Origin of the sequence: Pseudomonas sp. GD04091 (genome assembly GCF_029836165.1) — a bacterium.
Taxonomy (GTDB): domain Bacteria; phylum Pseudomonadota; class Gammaproteobacteria; order Pseudomonadales; family Pseudomonadaceae; genus Aquipseudomonas.
In genome coordinates this window covers 261,882-286,064 of record NZ_JAOEBG010000003.1, presented here as the reverse complement: position 1 = coordinate 286,064, position 24,183 = coordinate 261,882, and the positions used below count along the sequence as shown (strand labels likewise).

The window sequence follows — 24,183 nt, the reverse complement described above, 5'->3', positions numbered from 1 at the left end:
GAGCCGGCTTGCCGGCGAATGGGCCGCATCGCGGCCCCAGTCCTCAGCGCTTGGCGATGATGTATACCGCGTGCACGATCCCGGGGATGTAGCCCAGCAAGGTCAGCAGGATGTTCAGCCAGAACGCCCCACCGAACCCCACCTGGAGGAATACGCCCAGCGGCGGCAGGATGATGGCGATGATGATGCGGATGAAGTCCATGTGCTGCGCTCCTTGAGGGTGTATCCACACAGACTAGCCGCGCCTGGCAGAGGTTCCACCGGGCAAAAAAAACGCCCCTGGCCATGTATTTCAGGCCAGGGGCGATGCGCAGGAACGCCAGACGGTTCGTTGAAATTCTGTACGCCAGGGCGGCCGGTCAGGCCGACACCTCGCGGCGGTTGTGCTGCTGGGCGTGCAGCCGGGAAAAGGCACGGGCCAGGCGCAGGAGCATCTCGTCGATGTTGCCCTTGCTCACCGTCAGCGCCGGCGAGAAGCGCACCACGTCGGCCTGCGGCGCGTTGAGCAGCAAACCTTCGTGCAGCGCGGCCTCGACCAGCTGCGTGGCCGTGTCTTCGCACAACTGCAGGGCCCACAGCAGCCCCTGGCCGCGCACCTCGCCCTGGCCATAACGACCCGCCAGGCGGCTGAGGCCATCGCGCAGATGACGCCCACTGTCCATCACCTGTTCGAAAAAGCCCACTTCCAGCACGGTCTGCAACACCGCAAGCCCGGCCGCACTCACCAGTGCATTGCCATGGTGGCTGCCCTCCAGCTCGCCCGGCTCGGCGCAACAGGCGGTACCACGCGCCAGTAGCGCCGCCAGCGGCACGCCGCCGCCCAGGCCCTTGCCGAGGGTGAGGATATCGGCACGTACACCGTAGGTTTCCTCCGCCAGCAACGCTCCACAACGCCCTACGCCGGTCTGCACCTCATCGAGGATCAGCAGGATGCCCAGTTCGCGGCACAGTCGCTCGACGCCCTTGAGGTATTCACGGGTCGCCGGAACCACCCCTGCCTCGCCCTGGATCGGCTCGAGCATGATCGCCACGGTGCGTGAGTCGACCGCGGCATGCAGCGCCGCCAGATCATTGAAGGGCACCTTGCTGAAACCTGGCAGGCCGGGCTCGCAGCGGTTGCACGGCAACGGATCGGACGCCGACAGCGCGCCCAGGCTGCGGCCATGGCAAGCCTGGCTGGCGGTGATGATGTGATAGGCGCCGTTGCGGTGCAGCTGACCCCACTTGCGCGCCAGCTTGATCGCCCCTTCGCAGGCTTCGGCGCCGCTGTTGAGCAGGTAGGCCTGATCGCTGCCGGTGCTTCGGCACAGCAGCTCGACCAGGCTCAGCAGGCCGCGGCTGTGGTATCCAGCCCCCGGATTGATCAGGGCCTGGGCCTGATTGCCCAGCGCCTTGACCAGCACGCCGGGGCTGTGGCCCAGGCTGTTGACCGCGCAGCCCTGGGTGAAGTCCAGGTAGGCATGCCCTTCGCTGTCCCACAGCCAGGAACCCTGGCCTCGCACGAACACCTGTGGCGCACGCTCGACGCCGGGCATCAGCCGCTGGCGGGAAAGCTGCGCGTTGGCCGGCTCGATCACCGGAGCACGCTTGGGCTCGGCGACGGCAGGTGCCGATCGGCGCAGGTTGAACAGGTTCATCGAGGCTCCAGCCAATCACGGTGGTGGCGGTCAAGGTGCCAGTCGTACGCCGGCGATAGATATTTTGCCTTGCCTATCAAAAGTGTTTTTCATCCTCGGTAACAATCGCCTCATCAAGCGCTGTAACCCTTTGGAATACGGCGATAGACTAGGCCTCGAGCCGGTCCGCGGCCATTTCGTTTTTCCAGCTTTTTTGATAAGTACAGCTTATGGATTTTCGCCAACTGCGTTACTTCGTCGCGGTCTATGAAGAGGGCCACGTGGGCCGGGCCGCCGAACGCCTGTCGCTGTCCCAGCCGGCCCTGTCGCAGCAGATCCGCCAACTGGAACACAGCCTCGACCTGAGCCTGTTCGAACGCAGCAACAAGCGCCTGCTGCCGACGCTCGCCGCCCACACCCTGTACAACCACGCCGTGCCCTTGCTCGACGGCCTGCAACGGGCCCACGAGGCCATGGGCAACTTCAAGGGACAGTCGCTGCGCACCCTCGCCATCGGCGTGCTGCAGACCGTACGGCCGAGCCTGGTGCCGCAATTGCTGGAACGGGTACGCAAGGCACAGCCGCACCTCGTGGTGCAGATCTATGAGCTGTCGGGATCGGAGATCGAGCGGCGCCTGCTCAACGGCAGCCTGGATATCGGCATCAGCTACCTGCCGCCGCGCCAGCCAGGATTGCATGGCCTGCTGCTGTACGAGGATGAGCTGCAACTGGTCATCCCCGATACCCACCCCCTGAAGGACTTCAAGAAGGTCTCGATCCGCCAGGCGGCGGAGTTGCCGATGCTGATGCTCGGCGAGGAATTCCAGATTCGCCAGATCTGGAAGGCGCAATTGGCCAGCCAGGGCCGCAGGCCGCAGGTGCAGGCGGAGATGAACAACATGGCGGGGATTCTCGACAGCCTGGCACATACCGCCCTGGCGACCATCCTGCCGGGCCGCGCCAAGGATGCCGCGCAGGACGATCAGCGACTGTTGTGGAAGCCCTTGAGCGAACCTCGGGTGCCACTGAAGATCGGCCTGGTGTTTCGCGACGCGCAGCGCCAGCAGGCCTCGGTCGAACTGCTGCGCACCCTGCTGGAGGAAGAGACCGATATGCGCCAGTTGGGCATCTCGCCGCTGGACGCGCTCAGCTGAAACACGCACACAAAGAAAACCCCGCCGAAGCGGGGTTTCCTAGACTGTTTCCCTTTGACATCCCTATCACCCCGCCTCCCTGGCAGGCATTCCTTGCGTGTCCCTGTTCTGTCCATTGCGCGTCCTGCGCTACGTCCATGTAAGAAAGAGTAACCGTGGATCCAATCTTAGGAAAGAGGAGAAAAGTCACCACGTCGTGTAAGCCAAAGCTTACAAGGCAGGCTTGATCGCAAACTTATCGCCTCAAGATGCGACAAGGCCGCCTCTACATAAGGTCCACGCAAGACGATGCCTCGCGCAGCCCCTGCAGGAGCGGCCTTGTGCCAAGAAGGGCTGCGCAACAGCCCCTGAAGTGTCAGAACTGGGTAGCGTCCAGCAGATACAGCGACTCGCTCCCCGCCTTCACCGAAGCCACCAGCGAATGCACCCGTGGCAGCAGGCGTGCGAAATAGAAGCGCGCGGTACCCAGCTTGGCGCCATAGAAGTCGGCATCGCCCTCACCAGCCTTGGCAGCCCGTGCCATCAGTGCCCACATGTAGGCGTAGGCGACATAGCCGAACGCGTGCAGGTACTCGACCGATGCCGCGCCGATCTCGTTGGGGTTGCCCTTGGCCTGATCCAGCACCCAGGCGGTCAGTTCGTCGAGCTGGTCCAGGGATGCAGCCAATGGCCTGGTGAATTCACCCAGGTCGCCCTCGGCAGCGGCGATGAACTGGCGGATCTCGTCGGCGAACAGCTTGTAGTAAGCGCCACCGCTGGCCACCACCTTGCGCCCCATCAGGTCCAGGGCCTGGATGCCGTTGGTGCCTTCGTAGATCTGGGTAATGCGGACATCGCGCACCAGCTGCTCCTGGCCCCACTCGCGAATGTAACCGTGGCCACCGAAGACCTGCTGGCCATGTACCGTGCACTCGAGGCCCAGGTCGGTGAGGAAAGCCTTGGCCACCGGGGTCAGCAGTGCCACCAACTCCTCGCTGCGCTTGCGGGTCGCGGCGTCTTCGCTGTACTTGGCCGAGTCGAGTTGCATCGCCACGTAGGTCGAGAAGGCGCGCCCACCCTCGATCAGCGCCTTCATGGTCAGCAGCATGCGGCGCACGTCCGGGTGGACGATGATCGGATCGGCGACCTTGTCCTTGGCTTGCGGACCGGTCGGGGCGCGGCTCTGCAGGCGATCGCGGGCGTACTCCACGGCGTTCTGGTAGGAGCGCTCGGCCGAGGCCAGGCCCTGGATACCCACGCCCAGGCGTTCGTAGTTCATCATGGTGAACATCGCCGCCAGGCCTTTGTTCGGCTCGCCGACGATATAGCCGACGGCTTCGTCGAAGTTCATCACACAGGTGGCGGAGCCCTGGATGCCCATCTTGTGTTCGATCGAACCGCAGCTGGCCGGGTTGCGTGCACCGAGGCTGCCGTCTTCGTTGACCAGGAACTTGGGCACCAGGAACAGCGAGATGCCTTTCGGGCCGGCCGGGGCGTCCGGCAGCTTGGCCAGGACCAGGTGGATGATGTTCTCGGTAAGGTCGTGCTCGCCGCCGGTGATGAAAATCTTGGTGCCACTGACCTTGTAGCTGCCGTCGGCCTGAGGCTCGGCCTTGGTGCGGATGATCCCCAGGTCGGTGCCGGCATGCGGCTCGGTCAGGCACATGGACCCGGCCCAGACGCCGGCATACATGTTCGGCAGGTACTGCTCCTTCAACGCTTCGCTGGCGTGGGCGTTGATCGACAGGCAGGCGCCCGCGGTCAGCATCGGGTACAGGCCGAAGGCCAGGCTCGAGGCGTTGACCATTTCCTCGACCTGCGCCGAGATGGCCTTGGGCATGCCCATGCCACCGAATTGTGGATCACCGCCCACACCGACCCAGCCACCTTCGGCGAAGGTCTGGTAGGCCTCGATGAAACCGGCCGGGGTACGCACCGCGCCATTGTCCCAGTGACAGCCCTCTTCGTCGGCGGCGCGGCTCAGCGGGGCGATGGACTTGCCGGTGACCTTGCCGGCTTCCTCCAGCACGGCCATGGCGGTGTCCGCATCGACCGCCTCGGCCAGAGCGGGCAGCTGTGACCAGAGTGTGGCCACGTCGAAGACTTCATTGAGAACGAAGCGCATGTCGCGCAGGGGCGCTTTATATTCAGCCATGACAACCTCTCGCTATCGGGGGCGGGGCGGCCCGTCGGGACCGCTGCACTGGGATGACCGCAGTGTAACCGAACAACTTTTACGAGACATAGGGTCATCATGCGACCGATTAGTCGATAATGGTCACACCATGCGTACTGCCCCACGCTGCGACTGCTGACCGAATGTCATCACGCAGTTGCGCCCCGCCCCCTTGGCGCCATACAGCGCCTGGTCGGCCGACTTGAGCACTTCTTCCGGGTTGCGATGCTCGGCCTGGCGCTCGGCAACGCCGATGCTGATAGTCACCGAGACGGTGCTGCTGGCGCTGCCCCCGCGCCGCTGCCGCCCGGTGGAATCGTCCTGCGGGCGATTGCTCTGGTCGCGAAGCTGGATCGCGTAGTTGGCGATCATCTCGCGCACCGCCTCCAGGTGCGGCAGGCATTCCTCGGCCGTCTTGCCCGCGAACACCAGTGCGAATTCCTCGCCACCATAGCGGTAGGCACGTCCACCGCCGGTGACCTTGGACAGGCGGCTGGCGACCAGGCGCAACACCTGGTCGCCGACATCGTGACCGTGGGTATCGTTGAATTTCTTGAAATGGTCGACGTCGGTCATGGCGATCACGTAATTACGCCCCAACCGCTGCATGCGCTCGTTCAGGGCGCGCCGGCCCGGCAGTCCGGTCAGCTCGTCGCGAAAGGCCATCTGGTAGGCCTCGTGGGACACCGCGGCGGCAATCATCAGCATCACCTGGCTGCACATGATGTTCAGGGTGAACGGCAGGATGAAGGTCTTCGGCAGCATCCAGAAGATGCCGATCAGGCCGATGATCTGCGCGGCATGCAAAGGCCTGGGCTCACGCAGGTACTGCACCACCAGCAGGATGAACACGGCAAGGAACAGCGGGTAGGCGAGCTGGATCAGGCTCATCCACTGGCCATGCAGCGACGGCCAGCGGATTTCCGCCAGCCAGCCCAGCAATGCCTCGGGAAAGCTCTGCTCCAGCGCCACCGCGACACTGCCCACGGCGAACAGCACGGCGAAGCGGGCGAGCATGTCCTGGGCCAGGTGCGTGCGCTCCTGCCAGGCCGCGTACAAGCCGAACAGCGCCGGCAGCAGCAGGCAGACGAGATGGAAGATCACCGCCGCATCTTCGCGGACCCGGCCGTTGTCACGGTAGAAGTCGGTCTGGGTGTCGAGCAGGAAATAGGCGATGTACACCGTGACCATCAGGAACAGTTCGCGCTGGCGGCGATACACCGCGCAGTAGGCGCCGCCCAGCAACAGGACCAAGGTGGGCAAGACATTGAACAGCGATGTGAAGAAGACGCTGAGGTCCCTCACATAAGCCGCGGCGAGCCCCGCCAGCAGAAGAATCAGCGATGGCAGGAAGTGGCTCGCACGTACAGCGGATAGACGAAACAAGGGTAATCTCCGACCCGGCAGATCAATAATGGCATTGTGCCCTTACTTCATCGGCAGCGCACATGAATAGATGAATACACGGGACGTTTAACGGCAGCTGTCAGACTCGGCTTGAGACGTTCTCGTTACTGGATGCGACACCCGACAGGATTTTTCCTGCCTACACGATCCCTGTGGGAGCGGCCTTGGGTCGCGAAAGGGCCGCAAAGCGGCCCCGGCTACCTTTGCTTCAACGCTGAATCCTGGGGCCGCTGCATAGCCCTTTCGCGACCCAAGGCCGCTCCCACAACTTACGCCCAGGCGAAAAAAAACCGCCTGCCGGTAAGGGCAGGCGGTTTTCGTGCAACCGTCGGGCTTAGATGGACAGACCGAAGTCTTCTTCCTTCATCGCCATCAGGTTGTTGGCGCCGGACAGGATGGCTGCCACGTGCGAGCGGGTACGCGGCAGGATGCGCTGGAAGTAGAAGCGCGCGGTCTGCAGCTTGGCGTTGTAGAACGCCTCTTCGCTGGTGCCGGCAGCCAGCTTCTCGGCGGCCAGGCGGGCGATGTCGGCCCAGAAGTAGGCCAGGCACGCGTAGCCGGAATACATCAGGTAGTCCACCGAAGCGGCGCCGACTTCCTCGCGGTCCTTCATCGCGGCCATGCCGATCTTCATGGTCAGCTCGCCCCATTCCTTGTTGATCGCGGCGAGCGGCTCGACGAATTCCCGGGTGGCTTCGTTGCCTTCCTGACCCTGGCAGAACTTGTGGACGATCTTGGTGAAGCCCTTGAGCGCCTCGCCCTGGGTCATCAGCACCTTGCGGCCGAGCAGGTCGAGGGCCTGGATGCCGGTGGTGCCTTCGTACAGCATGGAGATGCGGCTGTCGCGCACGTTCTGCTCCATGCCCCATTCGGCGATGAAGCCGTGGCCACCGTAGATCTGCACACCATGGTTGGCCGCTTCGAAGCCGACTTCGGTCATGAATGCCTTGGCGATCGGCGTGAGGAAGGCCAGCAGGGCGTCAGCCTTCTTGCGCTCTTCCTCGTCCTGGCTGTACTTGACGATGTCCACCTGCTTGGCGGTGAAGTACACCATCGCACGGTTGCCTTCGGCGAAGGCTTTCATGGTCAGCAGCATGCGACGCACGTCCGGGTGGACGATGATCGGGTCGGCGGCCTTGTCCGGCGCTTTCGGGCCGGTCAGGGAGCGCATCTGCAGGCGGTCACGGGCGTACTTCAGGCCGCCCTGGAACGCCACTTCGGCGTGGGCCAGGCCTTGCAGCGCGGTACCCAGGCGAGCGGTGTTCATGAAGGTGAACATGCAGTTCAGGCCCTTGTTGGCCGGGCCGATCAGGTAGCCGGTGGCGCCGTCGAAGTTCATCACGCAGGTGGCGTTGCCGTGGATGCCCATCTTGTGCTCGAGGGAGCCGCAGCTCACGCCGTTGCGCTCGCCCACGCCGCCTTCGGCGGTGGGCAGGAACTTCGGCACGATGAACAGCGAGATGCCTTTGGTGCCAGCCGGCGCGTCGGGCAGGCGAGCCAGGACGATATGGACGATGTTGTCGGCCATGTCGTGTTCACCGGCCGAGATGAAGATCTTGGTGCCGGACACCTTGTAGCTGCCGTCGGCCTGAGGTTCGGCCTTGGTGCGCAGCATGCCTAGGTCGGTACCGCAGTGCGGTTCGGTCAGGCACATGGTGCCGGTCCACTCGCCGGACACCAGCTTGGTCAGGTAGGTGTGCTGCTGCTCGGGGGTGCCGTGGGCGGAGATGGTGTTCATCGCGCCGTGGGACAGGCCCGGGTACATGCCCCACGACCAGTTCGACTCACCCACCATCTCGCTCAGGGCCAGGCCCAGGGACTCAGGCAGGCCCTGGCCGCCATGGTCGACGTCGTGCGCCAGGCTAGGCCAGCCGCCTTCGACGAATTGCTTGTAGGCTTCCTTGAAGCCGGTCGGGGTCTTAACGCCCGATTCGCTCCAGGTGCAGCCTTCCAGGTCGCCGACACGGTTCAGCGGTGCCAGGACCTCTTCACAGAATTTCGCGCCTTCTTCCAGGATCGCGTCGACCATGTCGGGGGTGGCGTCCTGGCAGCCCGGCAGGCTCTGATAGTGCGCCTCATAGCCGAGCAGCTCGTCGCGAACGAAGCGGATATCACGCAAGGGGGCTTTGTAATCAGGCATTGCGATGAACCTCTGTGATGAGTTCGGTGGGGAGACCGCTGATACCGACCAGCTCTTGGCGGCTTTCGGTCAAACAGTTGTTTGAAACTTACGTTTAGGTGGTCCCAATGTCAAGAAGGACGAGTAGTGCCATTTGCGCCGCCGAACACGACATTTATGCCATTCCTTTCCAAACGCATCGCGGGGCAAGCCCGCTCCCACGCAACGTCACTGGACGGGGCGTGGGAGCGGGCTTGCCCCGCGATGGTTCGCCGGACGGGCCGGCGACTCAGACGTAGGTGTCGATGAACCGCCCGAGCATTTCGTCCGAAGCCTTGGCAACCTTGGCGCCAAGTTCGACTTCATGCTTGCCCAGGGCCAGTTGCACGGTGCTGGTGGCCAGGTCCATCTGCTGGCTACGGTCGACGCCGCGCAGACGCTCGGCCTGATAGTCGGTGGACTGCCCGCTGGTACCGCGCTCGACCGCACCACTGGCAATCTGCTGGGCGGCCTGGTCGACGCGGTTCTGGCCGTTCTGGATGGCGCCAAGGCCCGCGTAGAAAGCGGAGCTCGCATTGATTTCCATGTCAGGACTCCGTGACGCTGGGTGATGAACAGGCCTTATTAAAGCAGCAGACTGGGAAAAAGGCCCGTTTAAATCCCTAATAGCCTAGTGCCAGCCGATAGACAGAGACCTAGTCCAGCAGATCCAGTTGCAAATGCTCAGCCACCGCATCCGCGCCGGCCTGCTTCAACCATGGCACCCTCCCCAGACATGGCGCCGGCAACCGCTCGGCCAGGCTGGCCAGGTTCTCTTCCAGGCGCGATGTGCGCGGATCGACGATGTTCGCTACCCATCCAGCCAGTTGCAGGCCGTCCCGGGCAATGGCCTCGGCACTGAGCAAGGCGTGGTTGATGCAGCCCAGACGCACCCCCACCACCAGGATCACCGGCAGCTTCAGGGCAATGGCCAGGTCCGACAGATTGGCATGGTCCGACAGCGGGACGCGCCAGCCGCCGGCACCTTCGATCAAGGTGAAGTCGGCCTGCTGCGCCAGCACGTGCCGCATGGCATCACGCAGCGTCGGCACGCTCAACGCCACCCCGGCCTCGCGCGCCGCCACGTGCGGGGCGATGGCCGGCTCGAAGGCGTAAGGATTGATCGCCTCGTAGGGCAGCTTCACCGAGCTTTCATCGATCAGCGCCAGGGCATCGCTGTTGCGCAGCCCTTTTGCCGTTACCGTGCACCCGGACGCCACCGGCTTGGCCGCCAGCGTGCTCAACCCCAGTTGCCGTGCCGCATGCAGCAGGCCTGCGGCGATGGTGGTCTTGCCGACATCGGTGTCGGTTCCGGCGATGAAGTAGGCCTGGCTCATGTCACTGCTCCCCCGCCAGTGGCTTGCGCAACACACCATAGACCACCTGATAGGTGGCTGGCAGGCCTTGCGGCTGGCGGAACTGCTCGTAAGCCTGCAAAAGACCCTGCATCCGCGCGCGCCCGGTGAGCCCCGATGGACGCCCCGGATTGAGGTTGTGCGCTCCCAGCGCCTTGAGCTCGTGGGTCAGGCTGCGCACGTCGGGGTAGTGCAGCACGTGAGGGCGTCGTTCCAGTTCGATCAGGCGCAGGCCGCTCTCGGCGCACAGCCGTTGGTAGTCCTCGAAATGCCGGAAACGATTGACGTGCACCATGCCATCGACGGCCTGCCAGCTGGCGCGCAGCTCATCGAGAGTGCCCACGCAGAGGCTGCTGAACCCCAGAACACCACCTGGACTCAACACCCGCCGCGCCTCGCCCAGCACGCTGGCGAACTGGCCACACCACTGCACCGCGAGGCTGCTGAACAGCAGGTCGACGCTACCATCGCGCAAGGGCAGGCGCTCGGCATCGCCAGCCACGTGATACTGCGCGCCGCCCTGGGCGCGGGCATGGCGCAGCATGCCTTCGGCGATGTCCACCGCCACGCCGCTGGCACCCGTGAAACGCTCGGCCAGCATCCGGCTGAAATGGCCAGTGCCGCTGCCCATGTCCAGCCAGCGCGCAGGCGCTGGCCCAGCGGGCAGTTTCTCCAGCAACGCCATGCCCACCGCACGCTGCAGGGCCGCAACGCTGTCGTAGCTGGCCGCCGCGCGGGAGAACGAAGCCGCCACCTGGCGCTTGTCCGGCAAGGCACCGGGCAGGGTGGGGTGGGAAAGGTCAGTCATCGCCACTCTCATGCAGGAAACTCTTGATGCCCGCCGCCAGCTCCTGGGGATACTCCAGCAGGAAGGCGTGGGAACTGTCTTCGACCAGGCCGACTTCCACGTCGGGCAGCAGGTCGCTCAGGGCCTTGGCCGCTTCCACCGGTACCAGCGCGTCACTGCCGGCGAACAGGTGCAGCTGCGGGCCGCCGTATTGCTCCAGGGCGGTACGTGTATCGAGACTGGCCAGTACCTCCAGCCCGGTGGCCAGGTACAACGGATCGGTGTCGGGCACCCCCACACCCAGTTGACGCAGCAGGGTGCGCGGTTGCTGCGCGCCCTCGCTGCACAGGGTGCGGAAGCGTTTGAGGGTGACCTGGGTGTGGCTGCGGCAGCCGTCGAGGAAGGTACCGAAGGTGTCCTCGGGCATGCCATGGGGCCAATCCGGACGGACGACGAAACTGGGATTGCTGGCCAGCGTGAGCAACCCGCAGCAGTGGTCGCCACGTTTTTGCGCCAGCGCGCTGGCCAGCATGCCGCCCAACGACCAGCCACCCAGCCATACATCGGTCGGCAGCTTGCGGTCCAGGTAATCGACCCAGGCCTGCGCATTGTTGTCAGCCAGTTCAGGCAAGGGCATCAGCTCAACCTGCAGGCGTGGATCCTGGGCCCGCAGGCTGGCGGCGAGCGGCTCCAGTGAAGCGGTACCCAGCCCCCAGCCGGGCAGAAGGATCAGTCGGTTACGCATCGGCGGACTCCAGCTGTGGATAACACTCGGCCAATGCATTCAACAATAGCTGGACCTGCGCCTGGCTGTGCGCGGCGCTGAGCGTCACGCGCAAGCGCGCGCTCCCGGCAGGCACGGTGGGCGGTCGGATCGCCGTGACCAGCAGCCCGCGTTCGCGCAGCCGACGGGACAGTTCGAGCGCCTTCGCGGCGTCGCCGATCAAGATCGGCTGAATCGCCGTCTGGCTGTCCATCAAGGTCAGGCCGATCTGGCCCGCACCTTCACGGAACTGTTTGATCAAGGCGGCCAGATGCTCGCGACGCCAGGACTCGCGACGCAGCAGTTGCAGCGCCTTGAGGGTGGCGCAGGCCAGCGCTGGCGGCTGGCTGGTGGTGTAGATGTAGGGCCGGGCGAACTGCACCAGCGCCTCGATCAGAGCCTCGCTGCCGGCGACGAAGGCGCCGGAGGTACCGCACGCCTTGCCCAGTGTGCCGATCAACACCGGCACGTCCTCGAGGCCCAGGCCACAGTGCTCGAGCAGGCCGCCGCCGTTGGTACCCAGGGTACCGAAGCCATGGGCATCGTCGACCATCAGCCAGGCGCCATGGGCCCGGGCCACCTTGGCCAGGGCCGGCAGGTCCGCGCAATCGCCATCCATGCTGAACACGCCATCGGTGACTACCAGCGTGTTGCCAGTGGCCCTGTCCAGGCGGTTGGCCAGGCTGGCCGGATCGTTGTGCAGGTAGCGGCTGAACCGAGCTCCGCTGAGCAGCCCACCGTCAAGCAGGGACGCGTGGTTGAGGCGGTCTTGCAGGACCGTGTCGCCCTGCCCCACCAGCGCAGTGATCGCACCGAGGTTGGCCATGTAGCCTGTGGAGAACAACAATGCGCGCGGGCGCCCGGTCAGTTCGGCCAACGCCTGCTCCACCTCGTGGTGGGGCGTGCTGTGGCCGATCACCAGGTGCGAGGCGCCACCGCCGACACCCCAGCGCTTGGCACCCTCGCGCCAGGCCTTGATGACCTCGGGATGGTTGGCAAGGCCCAGGTAGTCATTGCTGCAAAAGGCCAGCAGAGGCTGGCCATCGACCACGACCTGCGGCCCCTGCGGGCTCTCCAGCAACGGTCGTTGGCGATAGAGGTCCGCGGCACGCCGTTCGGCCAGCCGCGCGGCGAGATCGAAGGCCATGTTCAGGCCGAGGCTGCGTCGTAGAACAGTTCGCTGCTGCGCTGCTCGACCAGCGCCTGCTCGATGGCGGCCTGATGCACTTCATCGGCATGTTCTTCGCGGGCCTCGGGCTGGATACCGAGGCGGGCGAACAGTTGCATGTCCTTGTCGGCCTGCGGGTTGGCGGTGGTCAGCAGTTTTTCGCCGTAGAAGATCGAGTTGGCGCCGGCCATGAACGCCAGTGCCTGCATCTGTTCGTTCATCTGCTCGCGACCGGCCGACAGACGCACATGCGACTTCGGCATCAGGATGCGAGCCACCGCCAGCATGCGGATGAAGTCGAACGGATCGACGTCCTCTTCTTCGGCCAGCGGCGTGCCAGCGACCTTGACCAGCATGTTGATCGGCACCGACTCGGGGTGCTCGGGCAAGTTGGCCAGCTGGATCAGCAGGCCAGCGCGGTCGTCCAGCGACTCGCCCATGCCGAGGATGCCGCCGGAGCAGATCTTCATGCCGGCATCACGCACGTAGGCCAGGGTCTGCAGGCGTTCGCCGTAGGTGCGGGTGGTGATGATGCTGCCGTAGAACTCCGGCGAGGTGTCGAGGTTGTGGTTGTAGTAGTCCAGGCCGGCCTGGGCCAGGGCGCGGGTCTGCTCCTGATCGAGCTTGCCGAGGGTCATGCAGGTTTCCAGGCCCATGGCCTTGACCCCTTTGACCATCTCCAGCACGTAGGGCATGTCCTTGGCCGAGGGGTGCTTCCACGCCGCGCCCATGCAGAAACGGGTCGAGCCGATGGCCTTGGCCCGGGCAGCTTCCTCCAGCACCTTCTGCACTTCCATCAGCTTCTGTTTTTCCAGGCCGGTGTTGTAGTGGCCGGACTGTGGACAATATTTGCAATCTTCCGGGCAGGCGCCGGTCTTGATCGACAGCAGCGTGGAAACCTGCACCCGATTGGGGTCGAAGTGCGCACGGTGCACGGTCTGGGCCTGGAACAGCAGGTCGTTGAACGGCTGCTGGAACAGTGCCTTGACCTCGGCCAGAGACCAGTCGTGACGTGTGGTTGCAATTGTGCTGGCGCTCATCGGCGTTTCCTTATCTAGGGTCTGACTGACGCCGGGAGAAGAAAGCCCGCCAGCGCATCACGGATAGCTCGCATAGTCACGGAAGGCCCATGAACTGTCAACCAAACACAAAACACCAGGTTTACATCTGTACAAATATTAATCACACCTGTTTGCTCTGCGATGAACCGGCCGAGCAGCCCTATCCGCTCTGCATGGCCTGCGAGCGCGAGCTGCCCTGGCTGGACGAGCAATGCCGTCGCTGCGCCCTGCCAATGGCGCTGGACGGGCTCGTCTGCAGTACCTGCAGCCGCCAGCCACCGGCGTTCGGGCAGGTGATCGCGCCCTGGCACTACGGCTTTCCCATCGACACCCTGGTCAGCCGCTTCAAGCACAACCGGCAATGGCCATTGGGCCGGCTGATGGCGCAATTGCTCGGACATGCCTTGGCGCATCGCTATGGCGAAGGCCTGCCACGCCCCGACCGGCTGTTGCCCGTGCCGCTGTCCAGGCGTCGACTGTGCCAGCGGGGTTTCAATCAGGCGGCAATGCTCGCCCACTGGCTGGCCAGGCAGTTGCAACTGCCCTGCGACGAACGCCTGGTCGAGCGCAGCATTGACACGCCGACCCAGCAGGGGCTTGGCGCCAGGGCGCGCAGACGCAACCTGCGCCAGGCCTTCGCGCTCCCGCCGGAAAGCCGGCTCGATGGCCTGCACCTGGCGGTGGTCGACGATGTCCTGACCACCGGGGCGACCGCCCAGGCGATTGCCCGGCTGCTGCTTGGCGCCGGCGCCCGACGCGTCGACATCTATTGCCTGGCGCGCACGCCCAGGCCGGGTCAGGCTTGACTTGACCCGATGACGGCGGCAACGTCGCGGGACCTACACAACCCCCGAATGCCAGCCCATGTCCTTGCCTGCCCTGCTCACCCAGCACATCGCCCGCCGTCCACAGCGCATCGCCCTGCTGCAGCATGTCGCCGAGCAGGGCTCGATCACCCGCGCCGCCAAGGCTGCCGGGATCAGCTACAAAGCAGCCTGGGACGCCATCGACGAGCTCAACAACCTGGCCGCGCAACCACTGGTCGAGCGCAGCACCGGGGGACGGGGTGGTGGTGGGGCCCGGTTGTCCACCGAAGGCGAACGGGTATTGCGTCTGTATCAACGTCTGCAGGCATTGCAGGCGCAGATACTCGAGTCCGCCGAGGACAGCAGCGACCTCGACCTGCTCGGGCGCCTGATGATGCGCACCAGTGCGCGCAATCAATTGCAAGGACGGATAAGCGGGCTACGCCGCGAGGGCCGCCATGACCGCATCAGCCTGGCCCTGGGCGGGGGGCTGGAGATCGAGGCGTTGATCACCCGGGGCAGTACCGAGCGCCTGGAACTGGCGCTGGGCGGTACCGTGGTGGCGCTCTTGAAGGCGGGCTGGGTACAGTTGCTGGGCGATGACGAGCAGGCGGAAGCAGGCAGCAACTGCCTGAAGGCGAAGGTCGAGGAAATCCTCAGCGAGGAGGACGGGCCAGGCGAGGTACGCCTGGCATTGGGTAACGGCCAGACCCTGTGCGCCATCGCCGAGGCGGCCTGGCTGGCGCAACACCGGGTCCAGCCGGGAAGCGCGTTGCGCGTGCAGTTCCATCCGTCGTTCGTGTTGCTGGGGGTGCCAGTCTAGCCTGGCCGTGCGCCGCGCGATCGCATCGCGGGGCAAGCCCGCTTCTGCAAGGACGGCCCGCCCTGCGATTGGGGTAACATGCACCCTCGCAGTCCCAGCGACCGGAGCCTTTCATGTCCCACCCCTTCGATACCCTCACCCCCGATCTCGTGCTGGATGCCGTGGAAAGCCTCGGCTTTCTCAGTGATGCGCGGGTCCTGGCGCTCAACAGTTACGAGAACCGCGTCTACCAGGTGGGCATCGAGGACGCACAGCCGCTGATCGCCAAGTTCTACCGTCCCGGACGCTGGAGCGATGCGGCGATTCTCGAGGAACACGCCTTCAGCGCCGAACTGGCCGAATGCGAGGTGCCGGTGGTAGCGCCACTTCAGTACGAAGGCCGCTCGCTGTTCGAGCACCAGGGTTTTCGCTTCACCCTGTTCCCACGCCGCGGTGGCCACGCACCGGAACCCGGCAATCTCGACCAGCTGTACCGCCTCGGCCAGTTGCTCGGCCGCCTGCATGCCGTAGGCGCCAGCCGGCCCTTCCAACATCGCGAGCAACTGGCTGTGGACAACTTCGGCCATGCTTCGCTGCAAACCTTGCTGGACGGTGGCTTCGTACCACGGGAGCTGCTGCCGGCGTTCGAATCCGTGGCCCGGGACCTGCTCAAACGGGTCGAAGACATCTACGCCCGCACCCCACACCAGCTGATCCGCCTGCACGGCGACCTGCACCCCGGCAACCTCATGCACCGTGACGAGATCTACCACGTGGTCGACCTCGACGACTGCCGCATGGGGCCGGCGGTCCAGGACCTGTGGATGATGCTCGCCGGCAGCCGCGAAGAGCGCCTGGGCCAGTTGGCCGAGCTGATCGATGGCTACAACGAGTTCCACGACTTCGATCCGCGCGAACTGGCCCTGATCGAGCCGCTGCGCGCCCTGCGCCAGCTGCACTACAGCGCCTGGCTGGCACGGCGCTGGGATGACCCGGCGTTCCCGCCGAGCTTCCCCTGGTTCGGCCAGCCGCGTTACTGGGGCGACCAGATTCTCGCCCTGCGCGAGCAGCTCGCGGCACTGGATGAAGAACCGCTGAAATTGTTCTAGCTGCGCGCCGTGCTCTGTCTACAATAGGCGGCGCTTTATTTAGCTACCTAAGCAAGGATTCTGCATGCACGCCGCCAACCCGCGCCGCGGGTTTATCCTGGGTCTTACCGCCTACGTCATCTGGGGCCTGTTCCCACTGTATTTCAAAGCCATCCAGAGCGTCCCCGCAGTGGAGATCATCGTCCACCGGGTGCTCTGGTCGGCGCTGTTCGGCTCCCTGTTGCTGTTGGTATGGAAACACCCCGGCTGGTGGCGCGAACTGCGCGACAACCCGCGGCGCCTGGCAACCCTGGCACTCAGTGGCGCGCTGATCGCCAGCAACTGGCTGACTTACGTGTGGGCGGTGAACAACGGCCGCATGCTCGAAGCCAGCCTGGGCTATTACATCAATCCGCTGATCAACGTGCTGCTGGGCATGCTCCTGCTCGGCGAGCGCCTGCGCCGCCTGCAATGGCTGGCGGTGGGGCTGGCGGCCTTGGGCGTGGCCCAGCAGGTGTGGCAGGTCGGCAGCCTGCCGTGGGTGTCGCTGACGCTGGCGCTGTCGTTCGGCTTCTACGGATTGATCCGCAAGCAGGCGCCGGTGGCCGCCCTGCCCGGGCTGGTGGCCGAGACCTGGATGCTGGTGCCGCTCGCCATCGGCTGGTTGCTGCTGCACCCGGCCGCCAGCAGTGCCAATGCGAGCTTCTTCAGCAGCAGCGAAGCGCTGTGGTTGATCGCCGCCGGCCCGGTGACCCTGGTGCCGCTGGTGTGCTTCAACGCCGCTGCCCGGCACCTGCCCTACACCACGCTGGGCTTCCTCCAGTACCTGGCACCGACGCTGGTGCTGCTGCAGGCGGTGTGGCTGTTCGATGAGCGCCTATCGCCCAGCACGTTGATGGCCTTCGCTTGCATCTGGGCAGGCCTGGCCGTCTACAGCATCGATGCCTGGCTGAGCCTGCGTAAACGCGCCTGATCAATTAGTGATCAAATCTATGCAGGCCACGTAGCACGCGGCCTACAGCAAGATCTCCAGAGGTTATCCACACCCTCGTCCCCGTGGTTTGTGCACAAGCCACTGATTAGTGGACGTTTTTTGCTCAAACACCGACAAACCCCGCCACTCCTGGGCTACAGCATGGAGCCCCCAGGTTATCCACAAGGGCTTCCCCGTTAAATCGGGATAACCGCCAGGGGCCGCCGCGCGCGCCATCGCGACGGTCGCGACTCAATCCTCCGGCCGCAGTTTCAACTCCACCATCAGGTCATCCGCCAGGCTCTCCAATCGTCGCTGCAGATCGTCCAGCGACAGGGTCAACGGCAGCGCCAGCAACGCATCGGCACGGAACAGCGGCTCGCTGCTCATCGGCGCCGGCCGCACCTCGGTGGTGAAGCGCTCCAGATTCACCCCTTGCTCTGCCAGCAGCCGGGTGATATCACGGACGATACCGGGCCGGTCGTTGCCCACCAGTTCCATGGCGATTGGCTTCCAGGTACAGGACGGCTCGATGCCGCTTTCGGCGATGAGCACGCGGATGTCATGGCTGGCCAGGTTCTGCAGTGACTCGACCAGTTCGGCGTAGCTTTCCGCCGGCACCGCCACCCGCAGGATCCCGGCGAACTGCCCGGCCATGCGGGACATGCGGCTCTCCAGCCAGTTGCCATTGTGATCGGCGATGCACTGGGCGATACGTTCGACCTGCCCTGCCTTGTCGGGGGCGATCACGGTGAGTACGAGATGGTCCACGGGCCACTCCTTTCGGTTCGCTCAGGGCCGCGACAGCAGGCCGCGCAATGGGGATCGAATCAGTATAGGCAAGGCGCGGCAACCTGCCGCAGGACAGTCAGAACGAGCAATCGTGTACTGTTTCAAGATTTATCTGGAACAATCCACCTGTTTTTTGCGAACATACCGTCTCCCAGCGTGACCCTACGCGACCAAGTGGTCGCAGAGCGACGCTTTCAGTCCGATGTTCACCTGCCTGCTGCTTCATGTAGTATGCGTCGACGCGGACTACAAAACGTCGTTTCGATGTCTGCCAAGGCGCCTGTGAAAATACGCCAACCGCCCGCCAGCCTGTCTGGCGAGCCGCACCCAGCCGCCCCGGAGCACGCGGGCACGCACTGGTGCCGTGTTTAGAGAAGCGCTACAGGCTTAATACGATGCGCGAAAGCGAAATAGCTGAGCAGAGGTGAGGCAAGCAATGACTGGATACGTTCAAGTCGGTGGCCTTCAGGTCGCCAAGGTCCTGTACGACTTCGTCAACAACGAAGCGATCCCTGGAGCCGGCATCAAGGCCGACGCGTTCTGGGCCGGGGCGGAAAAGATCATCAACGACCTCGCTCCCAAGAACAAAGCCCTGCTCGCCAAGCGCGACGAGCTGCAAGCCAAGATCGACACCTGGCACCAGGCACGCAAGGGCCAGGCCCATGACGCCGTGGCCTACAAGGCATTCCTCGAGGAAATCGGCTACCTGCTGCCACAGGTCGAGGATTTCCAGGCCACCACGCAAAACGTCGACGAAGAAATCGCCCACATGGCCGGCCCGCAGCTGGTGGTGCCGGTGATGAACGCCCGCTTCGCCCTGAACGCCGCCAACGCCCGCTGGGGTTCGCTGTATGACGCCCTGTACGGCACCGATGCCATCAGCGATGCCGGCGGCGCCGAGAAAGGCCAGGGGTACAACAAGGTGCGCGGCGACAAGGTCATCGCCTTCGGCCGTGCCTTCCTCGACGAAGCCGCGCCTCTGGCCGCCGGCTCGCACGTCGACTCCACCGGCTACCGCATCGAAGGCGGCAAGCTGGTCGTCGCCCTCAAGGGCGGCAGCAACAGCGGCCTGCGTGACGACGCCCAGCTGATCGGTTTCCATGGCGATGCCAAGGCCCCGACCGCCGTGCTGCTCAAGCACAACGGCCTGCACTTCGAGATCCAGGTCGACGCCAGCACCCCGGTCGGCAGCACCGACGCCGCCGGCGTGAAGGACATCCTGATGGAGTCGGCGCTGACCACCATCATGGACTGCGAGGACTCGGTCGCCGCCGTCGACGCCGACGACAAGGTGATCGTCTACCGCAACTGGCTGGGCCTGATGAAAGGCGACCTGGCCGAAAGCGTGAGCAAGGGTGGCAAGACCTTCACCCGCACCATGAACCCCGACCGCGAATACGCCGCCCCCAACGGTGGCAGCGTGACCTTGCACGGTCGCTCGCTGCTGTTCGTGCGCAACGTCGGTCACCTGATGACCAACCCGGCAATCCTCGACGCCCAGGGCAACGAGATTCCCGAGGGCATCCAGGACGGCCTGTTCACCAACCTGATCGCCCTGCACAACCTCAACGGCAACACCAGCCGCAAGAACACCCGCAGCGGCAGCGTGTACATCGTCAAGCCGAAGATGCACGGCCCTGAGGAAGTGGCCTTCGCCGCCGAGATCTTCAGCCGTGTCGAAGACCTGCTGGGCATGAAGCGCAACACCGTCAAGGTCGGCATCATGGACGAGGAGCGCCGCACCACGGTCAACCTCAAGGCCTGCATCAAGTCGGCCGCCGAGCGCGTGGTGTTCATCAACACCGGTTTCCTCGACCGCACCGGTGATGAAATCCATACCTCCATGGAGGCTGGCGCCGTGGTGCGCAAGGGCGCCATGAAGAACGAGAAATGGATCGGCGCCTACGAGAACAACAACGTCGACGTCGGCCTGGCCACCGGCCTGCAAGGCCGCGCGCAGATCGGCAAGGGCATGTGGGCCATGCCCGACCTGATGGCCGCGATGCTCGAGCAGAAGATCGCCCACCCGCTGGCCGGCGCCAACACCGCCTGGGTGCCGTCGCCGACCGCCGCCACCCTGCACGCCCTGCACTACCACAAGGTCGACGTGCAGGCCCGCCAGCGCGAACTGGCCAACCGTGCCCCGGCCTCGGTGGACGACATCCTGACCATCCCGCTGGCTGCCGACACCAACTGGTCGGCCGACGAGATCCGCAACGAACTGGACAACAATGCCCAGGGCATCCTCGGCTACGTGGTGCGCTGGATCGACCAGGGCGTGGGTTGCTCGAAGGTGCCGGACATCAACGATGTCGGCCTGATGGAAGACCGCGCCACCCTGCGTATCTCGGCCCAGCTGCTGGCCAACTGGCTGCGCCACGGCGTGGTCACCCAGGAGCAGGTGCTGGAAAGCCTCAAGCGCATGGCCGCGGTGGTCGACAAGCAGAACGCCGGTGACGCCCTGTACCGTCCGATGGCGCCGAACTTCGATGACAACATCGCGTTCCAGGCCGCCGTGGAGCTGGTGGTGGAAGGCGCCAAGCAACCGAATGGCTATACCGAGCCAGTGCTGCACCGTCGTCGTCGCGAGTTCAAGGCGCGCAACGGGCTGTAAGCCGCCAGCAACACATCGCGGGTCAAGCCCGCTCCCGCGCCGATTGTCACTCGGCGCGGGAGCGGGCTTGACCCGCGATCGCTTTCAGCCCTGATCCATTCTCAATTCACGTCGCACCAGCTCCAGGAGCTTCTCCAGGTCCACCGGCTTGAGCAGGAAATCCACCACGCCCAAATGCATCACGTCCACCGCCTCCTTCACATCGGTGTCACCTGACACCACGATGATCGACAGCGCCGCCCGCTCCGACTCGCGCACCTGGCGGATCAGCTCCAGGCCATCCTTCGGCTCCATGCGCAGGTCGGTGATCATCAGCGCGATCCTGGGTTCGTAATGCAGCTTCAACATGGCTTCCTGCGCCCCATCGGCTGTCATGCACGTGATGCCGCGGCTCCTCAGGTACAGGCTCAGCGCCTCGCTGTTCACCGGGTTGTCGTCCACCACCAGCACCACGGGCTTGGGCGCAACGGGGGCACTCGCCACGGCCAACGCCTCACGTTCGGCGTCACTCAGGATGTCGTCATGCTCAGCCATGGTCATCTCGTCAAAAAAATCTCGCTCAACCCTTGAGACCGTAAACCCGCCCAACCCGGTTCGCCTTTCGTCGGGGCGTCCCGGCGGTGCCTCTAGACTTACGTCCAATGGGCACCACAAGGCGGCCAGCCGACCATGGAGGCCGAGAACAACAAAGCCGACCCCTATAGATAGATATATATAGTTCGGCATAGCGATACGGTCAGCTTCATGAGCAAAAAGGACGCCTACCACCTGGCGGGCAGGACAGCAGTGCTGCAAAACATCCAGGGCACCCTGCAGTTTCTGCAGCGTTTCCCGCCGTTCAACCAGATGGCGCACAACCACCTGGCCTTTCTGGTGGAACAGTGCCAGCTGCGCTTCTATGCGAGCGGCGAAAGCATCATCAAACCCGCCGACGGCCCGGTCGAGCATTTCTACATCGTCAAACAGGGGCGGGTGGTCGGCGAACGCCACCACGTGACCAGGCCGGGCACCGAGACCACTTTCGAGATCGCCAGCGGCGAGTGCTTCCCGCTGGCCGCGCTGCTGGGCGAACGCGCCACCCGCACGGAGCATCTGGCCGGCGAGGACACGTTCTGCCTGCAATTGAACAAGGCGGCGTTCATCCGCGTGTTCTCGATGTCCGAAGCCTTCCGCGATTTCGCCTTGCGCGGCGTGAGCAGCCTGCTCGACCAGGTCAACCAGCAGGTGCGCCAGCGCGCCGTGGAAACCCTGGGCACCCAGTACTCGCTGAATACGCCGCTGGGCGAGCTGGCGTTGCGTCACCCGGTGGTCTGCACGGCGGACACGCCCTTGCGCGACGCCGTACGGCTGATGCATGAGCAGCAGGTCGGCAGCATCGTCATCATCGATGAGCGGCGCCATCCCATCGGCATCTTCACCCTGCGCGACCTGCGCCAGGTGGTGGCCGACGCCAGCGCCGAGCTGACCGCACCGGTCAAACGCCACATGACCGTCCGGCCCTTCCACCTGAGCCCTCAGGCCAGCGCCTTCGATGCCGCCATGGCGATGACCGAGCGGCACATCGCCCACGTCTGCCTGGTGGAAAACCAGCGTCTGTGCGGAGTGATCTCCGAGCGCGACCTGTTTTCCCTGCAACGCGTCGACCTGGTGCACCTGGCGCGAACCATTCGCCATGCGCCGCGACTGGACACGCTGGTCGCGTTGCGCGGCGAGATCGGCCAGCTGGTCGAGCGCATGCTCGCCCACGGCGCCTCCTCGACCCAGATCACCCAGATCATCACCCTGCTCAACGACCACACCGTGTGCCGGGTGATCGAGCTGGCCATGGCCGAGCGCGGCGACCCGGGCGTGCCGTTCAGCTGGCTGTGCTTCGGCAGCGAAGGCCGCCGCGAACAGACCCTGCACACCGACCAGGACAACGGCATTCTCTTCGAAGCCCGCGACAGCGCCGAAGCCGATGCCATCCGCGCGAAACTGCTGCCACTGGCGCAATACATCAACCACAACCTCGCCCAGTGCGGCTTCACCCTGTGCAAAGGCAACGTGATGGCCGGCAACCCCGAGCTGTGCCTGTCGCGCAGCGAATGGGCACGGCGCTTCGCCGGTTTCGTGCGCGAAGCCAGCCCGGAGAACCTGCTGGGTTCGAGCATCTACTTCGACCTGCGCGTGGTCTGGGGCGATGAACAGGGCTGCGAGCAACTGCGCCAGGCCCTGCTCGAACAGGTGGCCGACAACCGCATCTTCCAGCGCATGCTGGCCGACAACGCCCTGCGCCAGCGCCCGCCGGTGGGACGCCTGCGCGACTTCGTACTGACCCGCCAGGGTGATGACAAGGCCGCCACCCTCGACCTCAAGGTGCAGGGGCTGACCCCGTTCGTCGACGGCGCCCGGCTGCTGGCCCTGGCCAACGGCATCAAGGCCTGCAACACCCTGGAGCGGCTGCGTCAGCTGGTGGACAAGGGGGTCATCGAAGCGCTGGACGGCGCCGCCTACGAAGAGGCCTACCACTTCATTCAGCAGACGCGCATGCAGCAGCACCAGCGCCAGACCCGCGACCACCTGCCCTACTCCAACCGGCTCGACCCCGACAGCCTCAACCACCTGGACCGGCGCATCCTGCGTGAGTCCCTGCGTCAGGCCCAGCGCCTGCAGAGCAGCCTGGCCCTGCGGTATCAGCTATGAACCTGCTCGCCTGGCTGCGGCCCGCGACTCCCGAACTGGGCGACGGCCTGCGCCAGCGCCTGGCCGCGTTGCCTGGGCCGGCGCCCCTGGGAGTCTGTACCTTGCGCGAACAGCGCTGGGTGGTGCTGGACCTGGAAACCAGCGGCCTGAACCTCAACCGTGACCAGGTGCTGTCGATCGGCGCGGTGGCCATCGAGGACGGCGCCATCGACCTGGGTCGACCGTTCGAGCGCACCTTGCATCGCCCCGAGCAGAAGACCAATGCCAGCGTGCTGATCCACGGCCTGGGCCCCAGCGCCCTGGCCGCCGGCAGCGATCCGGCCGAAGCGCTGCTCGACCTGATGGCGTTCATCGGCGACAGCCCGGTGCTGGCGTTCCATGCCCCGTTCGACCAGCGCATGCTGGCCCGGGCACTCAAGGACAGCCTGGGGCTGCGCCTGCAGCATGGGTTTCTCGATGTGGCGGAGTTGGCGCCAATGCTCAACCCCGACACGGTGCTGCGCGAAGCCGGGCTGGACGACTGGATCGCCCGCTTCGGCCTTGAGGTCCAGGCCCGCCACCATGCCAGCGCCGATGCCCAGGTGACCGCCGAGCTGGCTCTGATCCTGTTCAGCCAGGCCCGCCGCCAACGGCTGGACAGCCCACTGCAGCTGGAGCAGGGGCTGCGCCAATGGCGGCGGCGCAAGGCCCATCACCACGGCTTCTGATAGCAACCCGTTCCTGATGGCAATCCGATAAGCGTCAATTGCGCCCCTACCCCCGCCTCTGCCACAATCGCGAATAATTATCGTTAGTTAACGCA

The 24,183-nt window shown here is 65.0% G+C and carries 21 protein-coding genes; 8 read left to right on the top strand and 13 right to left on the bottom strand.

Annotated features, from left to right (window positions below; all coding sequences use genetic code 11):
- Window positions 1-43: 43 nt before the first annotated feature.
- Both N7422_RS06315 and N7422_RS06310 read right to left on the bottom strand, forming a co-directional pair.
- A complete protein-coding gene (locus N7422_RS06315; RefSeq protein ID WP_009681539.1) occupies window positions 44-202 on the bottom strand; it encodes a YqaE/Pmp3 family membrane protein in 159 nt (52 codons plus the stop codon).
- Window positions 203-359: 157 nt separating this feature from the next.
- A complete protein-coding gene (locus N7422_RS06310) occupies window positions 360-1,637 on the bottom strand; it encodes an aminotransferase class III-fold pyridoxal phosphate-dependent enzyme (RefSeq protein WP_279805697.1) in 1,278 nt (425 codons plus the stop codon).
- A gap of 209 nt (window positions 1,638-1,846) precedes the next feature.
- Here N7422_RS06310 and N7422_RS06305 point away from each other — a divergent pair, with 209 nt between their 5' ends.
- A complete protein-coding gene (locus N7422_RS06305) occupies window positions 1,847-2,770 on the top strand; it encodes a LysR family transcriptional regulator (RefSeq protein ID WP_279805696.1) in 924 nt (307 codons plus the stop codon).
- Window positions 2,771-3,125: 355 nt separating this feature from the next.
- Here the strand turns inward: N7422_RS06305 and N7422_RS06300 are convergent, their stop codons facing one another.
- From N7422_RS06300 to bioB, 9 genes are all read right to left on the bottom strand, one after another.
- Window positions 3,126-4,904, bottom strand: coding sequence for an acyl-CoA dehydrogenase C-terminal domain-containing protein (locus N7422_RS06300; protein ID WP_279805695.1), 1,779 nt, complete (start codon window positions 4,902-4,904; stop codon window positions 3,126-3,128).
- Window positions 4,905-5,027: 123 nt separating this feature from the next.
- Window positions 5,028-6,311, bottom strand: coding sequence for a GGDEF domain-containing protein (locus tag N7422_RS06295; RefSeq protein ID WP_279805694.1), 1,284 nt, complete (start codon window positions 6,309-6,311; stop codon window positions 5,028-5,030).
- A gap of 355 nt (window positions 6,312-6,666) precedes the next feature.
- Window positions 6,667-8,472 (bottom strand): phenylacyl-CoA dehydrogenase, encoded by a 1,806-nt coding sequence (locus N7422_RS06290; protein ID WP_279805693.1) that lies wholly within the window; start codon window positions 8,470-8,472, stop codon window positions 6,667-6,669.
- 268 nt (window positions 8,473-8,740) lie between these two features.
- Complete coding sequence (locus tag N7422_RS06285; protein ID WP_279805692.1) at window positions 8,741-9,037, bottom strand: pyrroloquinoline quinone biosynthesis protein PqqE; 297 nt, start codon at window positions 9,035-9,037, stop codon at window positions 8,741-8,743.
- Window positions 9,038-9,146: 109 nt separating this feature from the next.
- Entirely contained in the window at window positions 9,147-9,827 is a 681-nt protein-coding gene (gene bioD / locus N7422_RS06280; RefSeq protein ID WP_279805691.1) for a dethiobiotin synthase, read from the bottom strand.
- Between the two features lies 1 nt (window position 9,828).
- Entirely contained in the window at window positions 9,829-10,653 is an 825-nt protein-coding gene (gene bioC / locus N7422_RS06275; protein ID WP_279805690.1) for a malonyl-ACP O-methyltransferase BioC, read from the bottom strand.
- Complete coding sequence (locus tag N7422_RS06270) at window positions 10,646-11,377, bottom strand: alpha/beta fold hydrolase (RefSeq protein ID WP_279805689.1); 732 nt, start codon at window positions 11,375-11,377, stop codon at window positions 10,646-10,648. The genes bioC and N7422_RS06270 overlap by 8 nt, the downstream gene beginning before the upstream one ends.
- Entirely contained in the window at window positions 11,370-12,542 is a 1,173-nt protein-coding gene (gene bioF, locus N7422_RS06265) for an 8-amino-7-oxononanoate synthase (protein WP_279805688.1), read from the bottom strand. The genes N7422_RS06270 and bioF overlap by 8 nt, the downstream gene beginning before the upstream one ends.
- A gap of 2 nt (window positions 12,543-12,544) precedes the next feature.
- Window positions 12,545-13,603, bottom strand: a complete 1,059-nt coding sequence (gene bioB / locus N7422_RS06260; protein ID WP_279805687.1) for a biotin synthase BioB — start codon at window positions 13,601-13,603, stop codon at window positions 12,545-12,547.
- 89 nt (window positions 13,604-13,692) lie between these two features.
- On the opposite strand from bioB, the gene N7422_RS06255 reads away from it, so the two are divergent.
- From N7422_RS06255 to rarD, 4 genes are all read left to right on the top strand, one after another.
- A complete protein-coding gene (locus N7422_RS06255) occupies window positions 13,693-14,430 on the top strand; it encodes a ComF family protein (protein WP_279805686.1) in 738 nt (245 codons plus the stop codon).
- 58 nt (window positions 14,431-14,488) lie between these two features.
- Window positions 14,489-15,253 (top strand): TOBE domain-containing protein, encoded by a 765-nt coding sequence (locus N7422_RS06250; RefSeq protein WP_279805685.1) that lies wholly within the window; start codon window positions 14,489-14,491, stop codon window positions 15,251-15,253.
- Window positions 15,254-15,366: 113 nt separating this feature from the next.
- A complete protein-coding gene (locus N7422_RS06245; protein WP_279805684.1) occupies window positions 15,367-16,341 on the top strand; it encodes a serine/threonine protein kinase in 975 nt (324 codons plus the stop codon).
- A gap of 64 nt (window positions 16,342-16,405) precedes the next feature.
- Window positions 16,406-17,293 carry an EamA family transporter RarD gene (rarD, locus tag N7422_RS06240; RefSeq protein WP_279805683.1) on the top strand — a complete coding sequence of 296 codons (888 nt, stop codon included), beginning with the start codon at window positions 16,406-16,408 and terminating at the stop codon, window positions 17,291-17,293.
- A 252-nt stretch (window positions 17,294-17,545) separates the two neighbouring features.
- Here the strand turns inward: rarD and N7422_RS06235 are convergent, their stop codons facing one another.
- Complete coding sequence (locus tag N7422_RS06235; protein WP_279805682.1) at window positions 17,546-18,064, bottom strand: ACT domain-containing protein; 519 nt, start codon at window positions 18,062-18,064, stop codon at window positions 17,546-17,548.
- A gap of 457 nt (window positions 18,065-18,521) precedes the next feature.
- Between N7422_RS06235 and N7422_RS06230 the strand changes: the two genes are divergently transcribed.
- Complete coding sequence (locus tag N7422_RS06230) at window positions 18,522-20,699, top strand: malate synthase G (protein ID WP_279805681.1); 2,178 nt, start codon at window positions 18,522-18,524, stop codon at window positions 20,697-20,699.
- A gap of 84 nt (window positions 20,700-20,783) precedes the next feature.
- On the opposite strand, the gene N7422_RS06225 is transcribed toward N7422_RS06230, so the two are convergent.
- On the bottom strand, window positions 20,784-21,239 hold the full coding sequence (locus N7422_RS06225; protein WP_279805680.1) for a response regulator: 456 nt from the start codon (window positions 21,237-21,239) through the stop codon (window positions 20,784-20,786).
- A 204-nt stretch (window positions 21,240-21,443) separates the two neighbouring features.
- On the opposite strand from N7422_RS06225, the gene N7422_RS06220 reads away from it, so the two are divergent.
- Both N7422_RS06220 and N7422_RS06215 read left to right on the top strand, forming a co-directional pair.
- Complete coding sequence (locus tag N7422_RS06220) at window positions 21,444-23,381, top strand: putative nucleotidyltransferase substrate binding domain-containing protein (protein ID WP_279805679.1); 1,938 nt, start codon at window positions 21,444-21,446, stop codon at window positions 23,379-23,381.
- Window positions 23,378-24,088 (top strand): 3'-5' exonuclease, encoded by a 711-nt coding sequence (locus N7422_RS06215; RefSeq protein ID WP_279805678.1) that lies wholly within the window; start codon window positions 23,378-23,380, stop codon window positions 24,086-24,088. The genes N7422_RS06220 and N7422_RS06215 overlap by 4 nt, the downstream gene beginning before the upstream one ends.
- Window positions 24,089-24,183 lie beyond the last annotated feature (95 nt).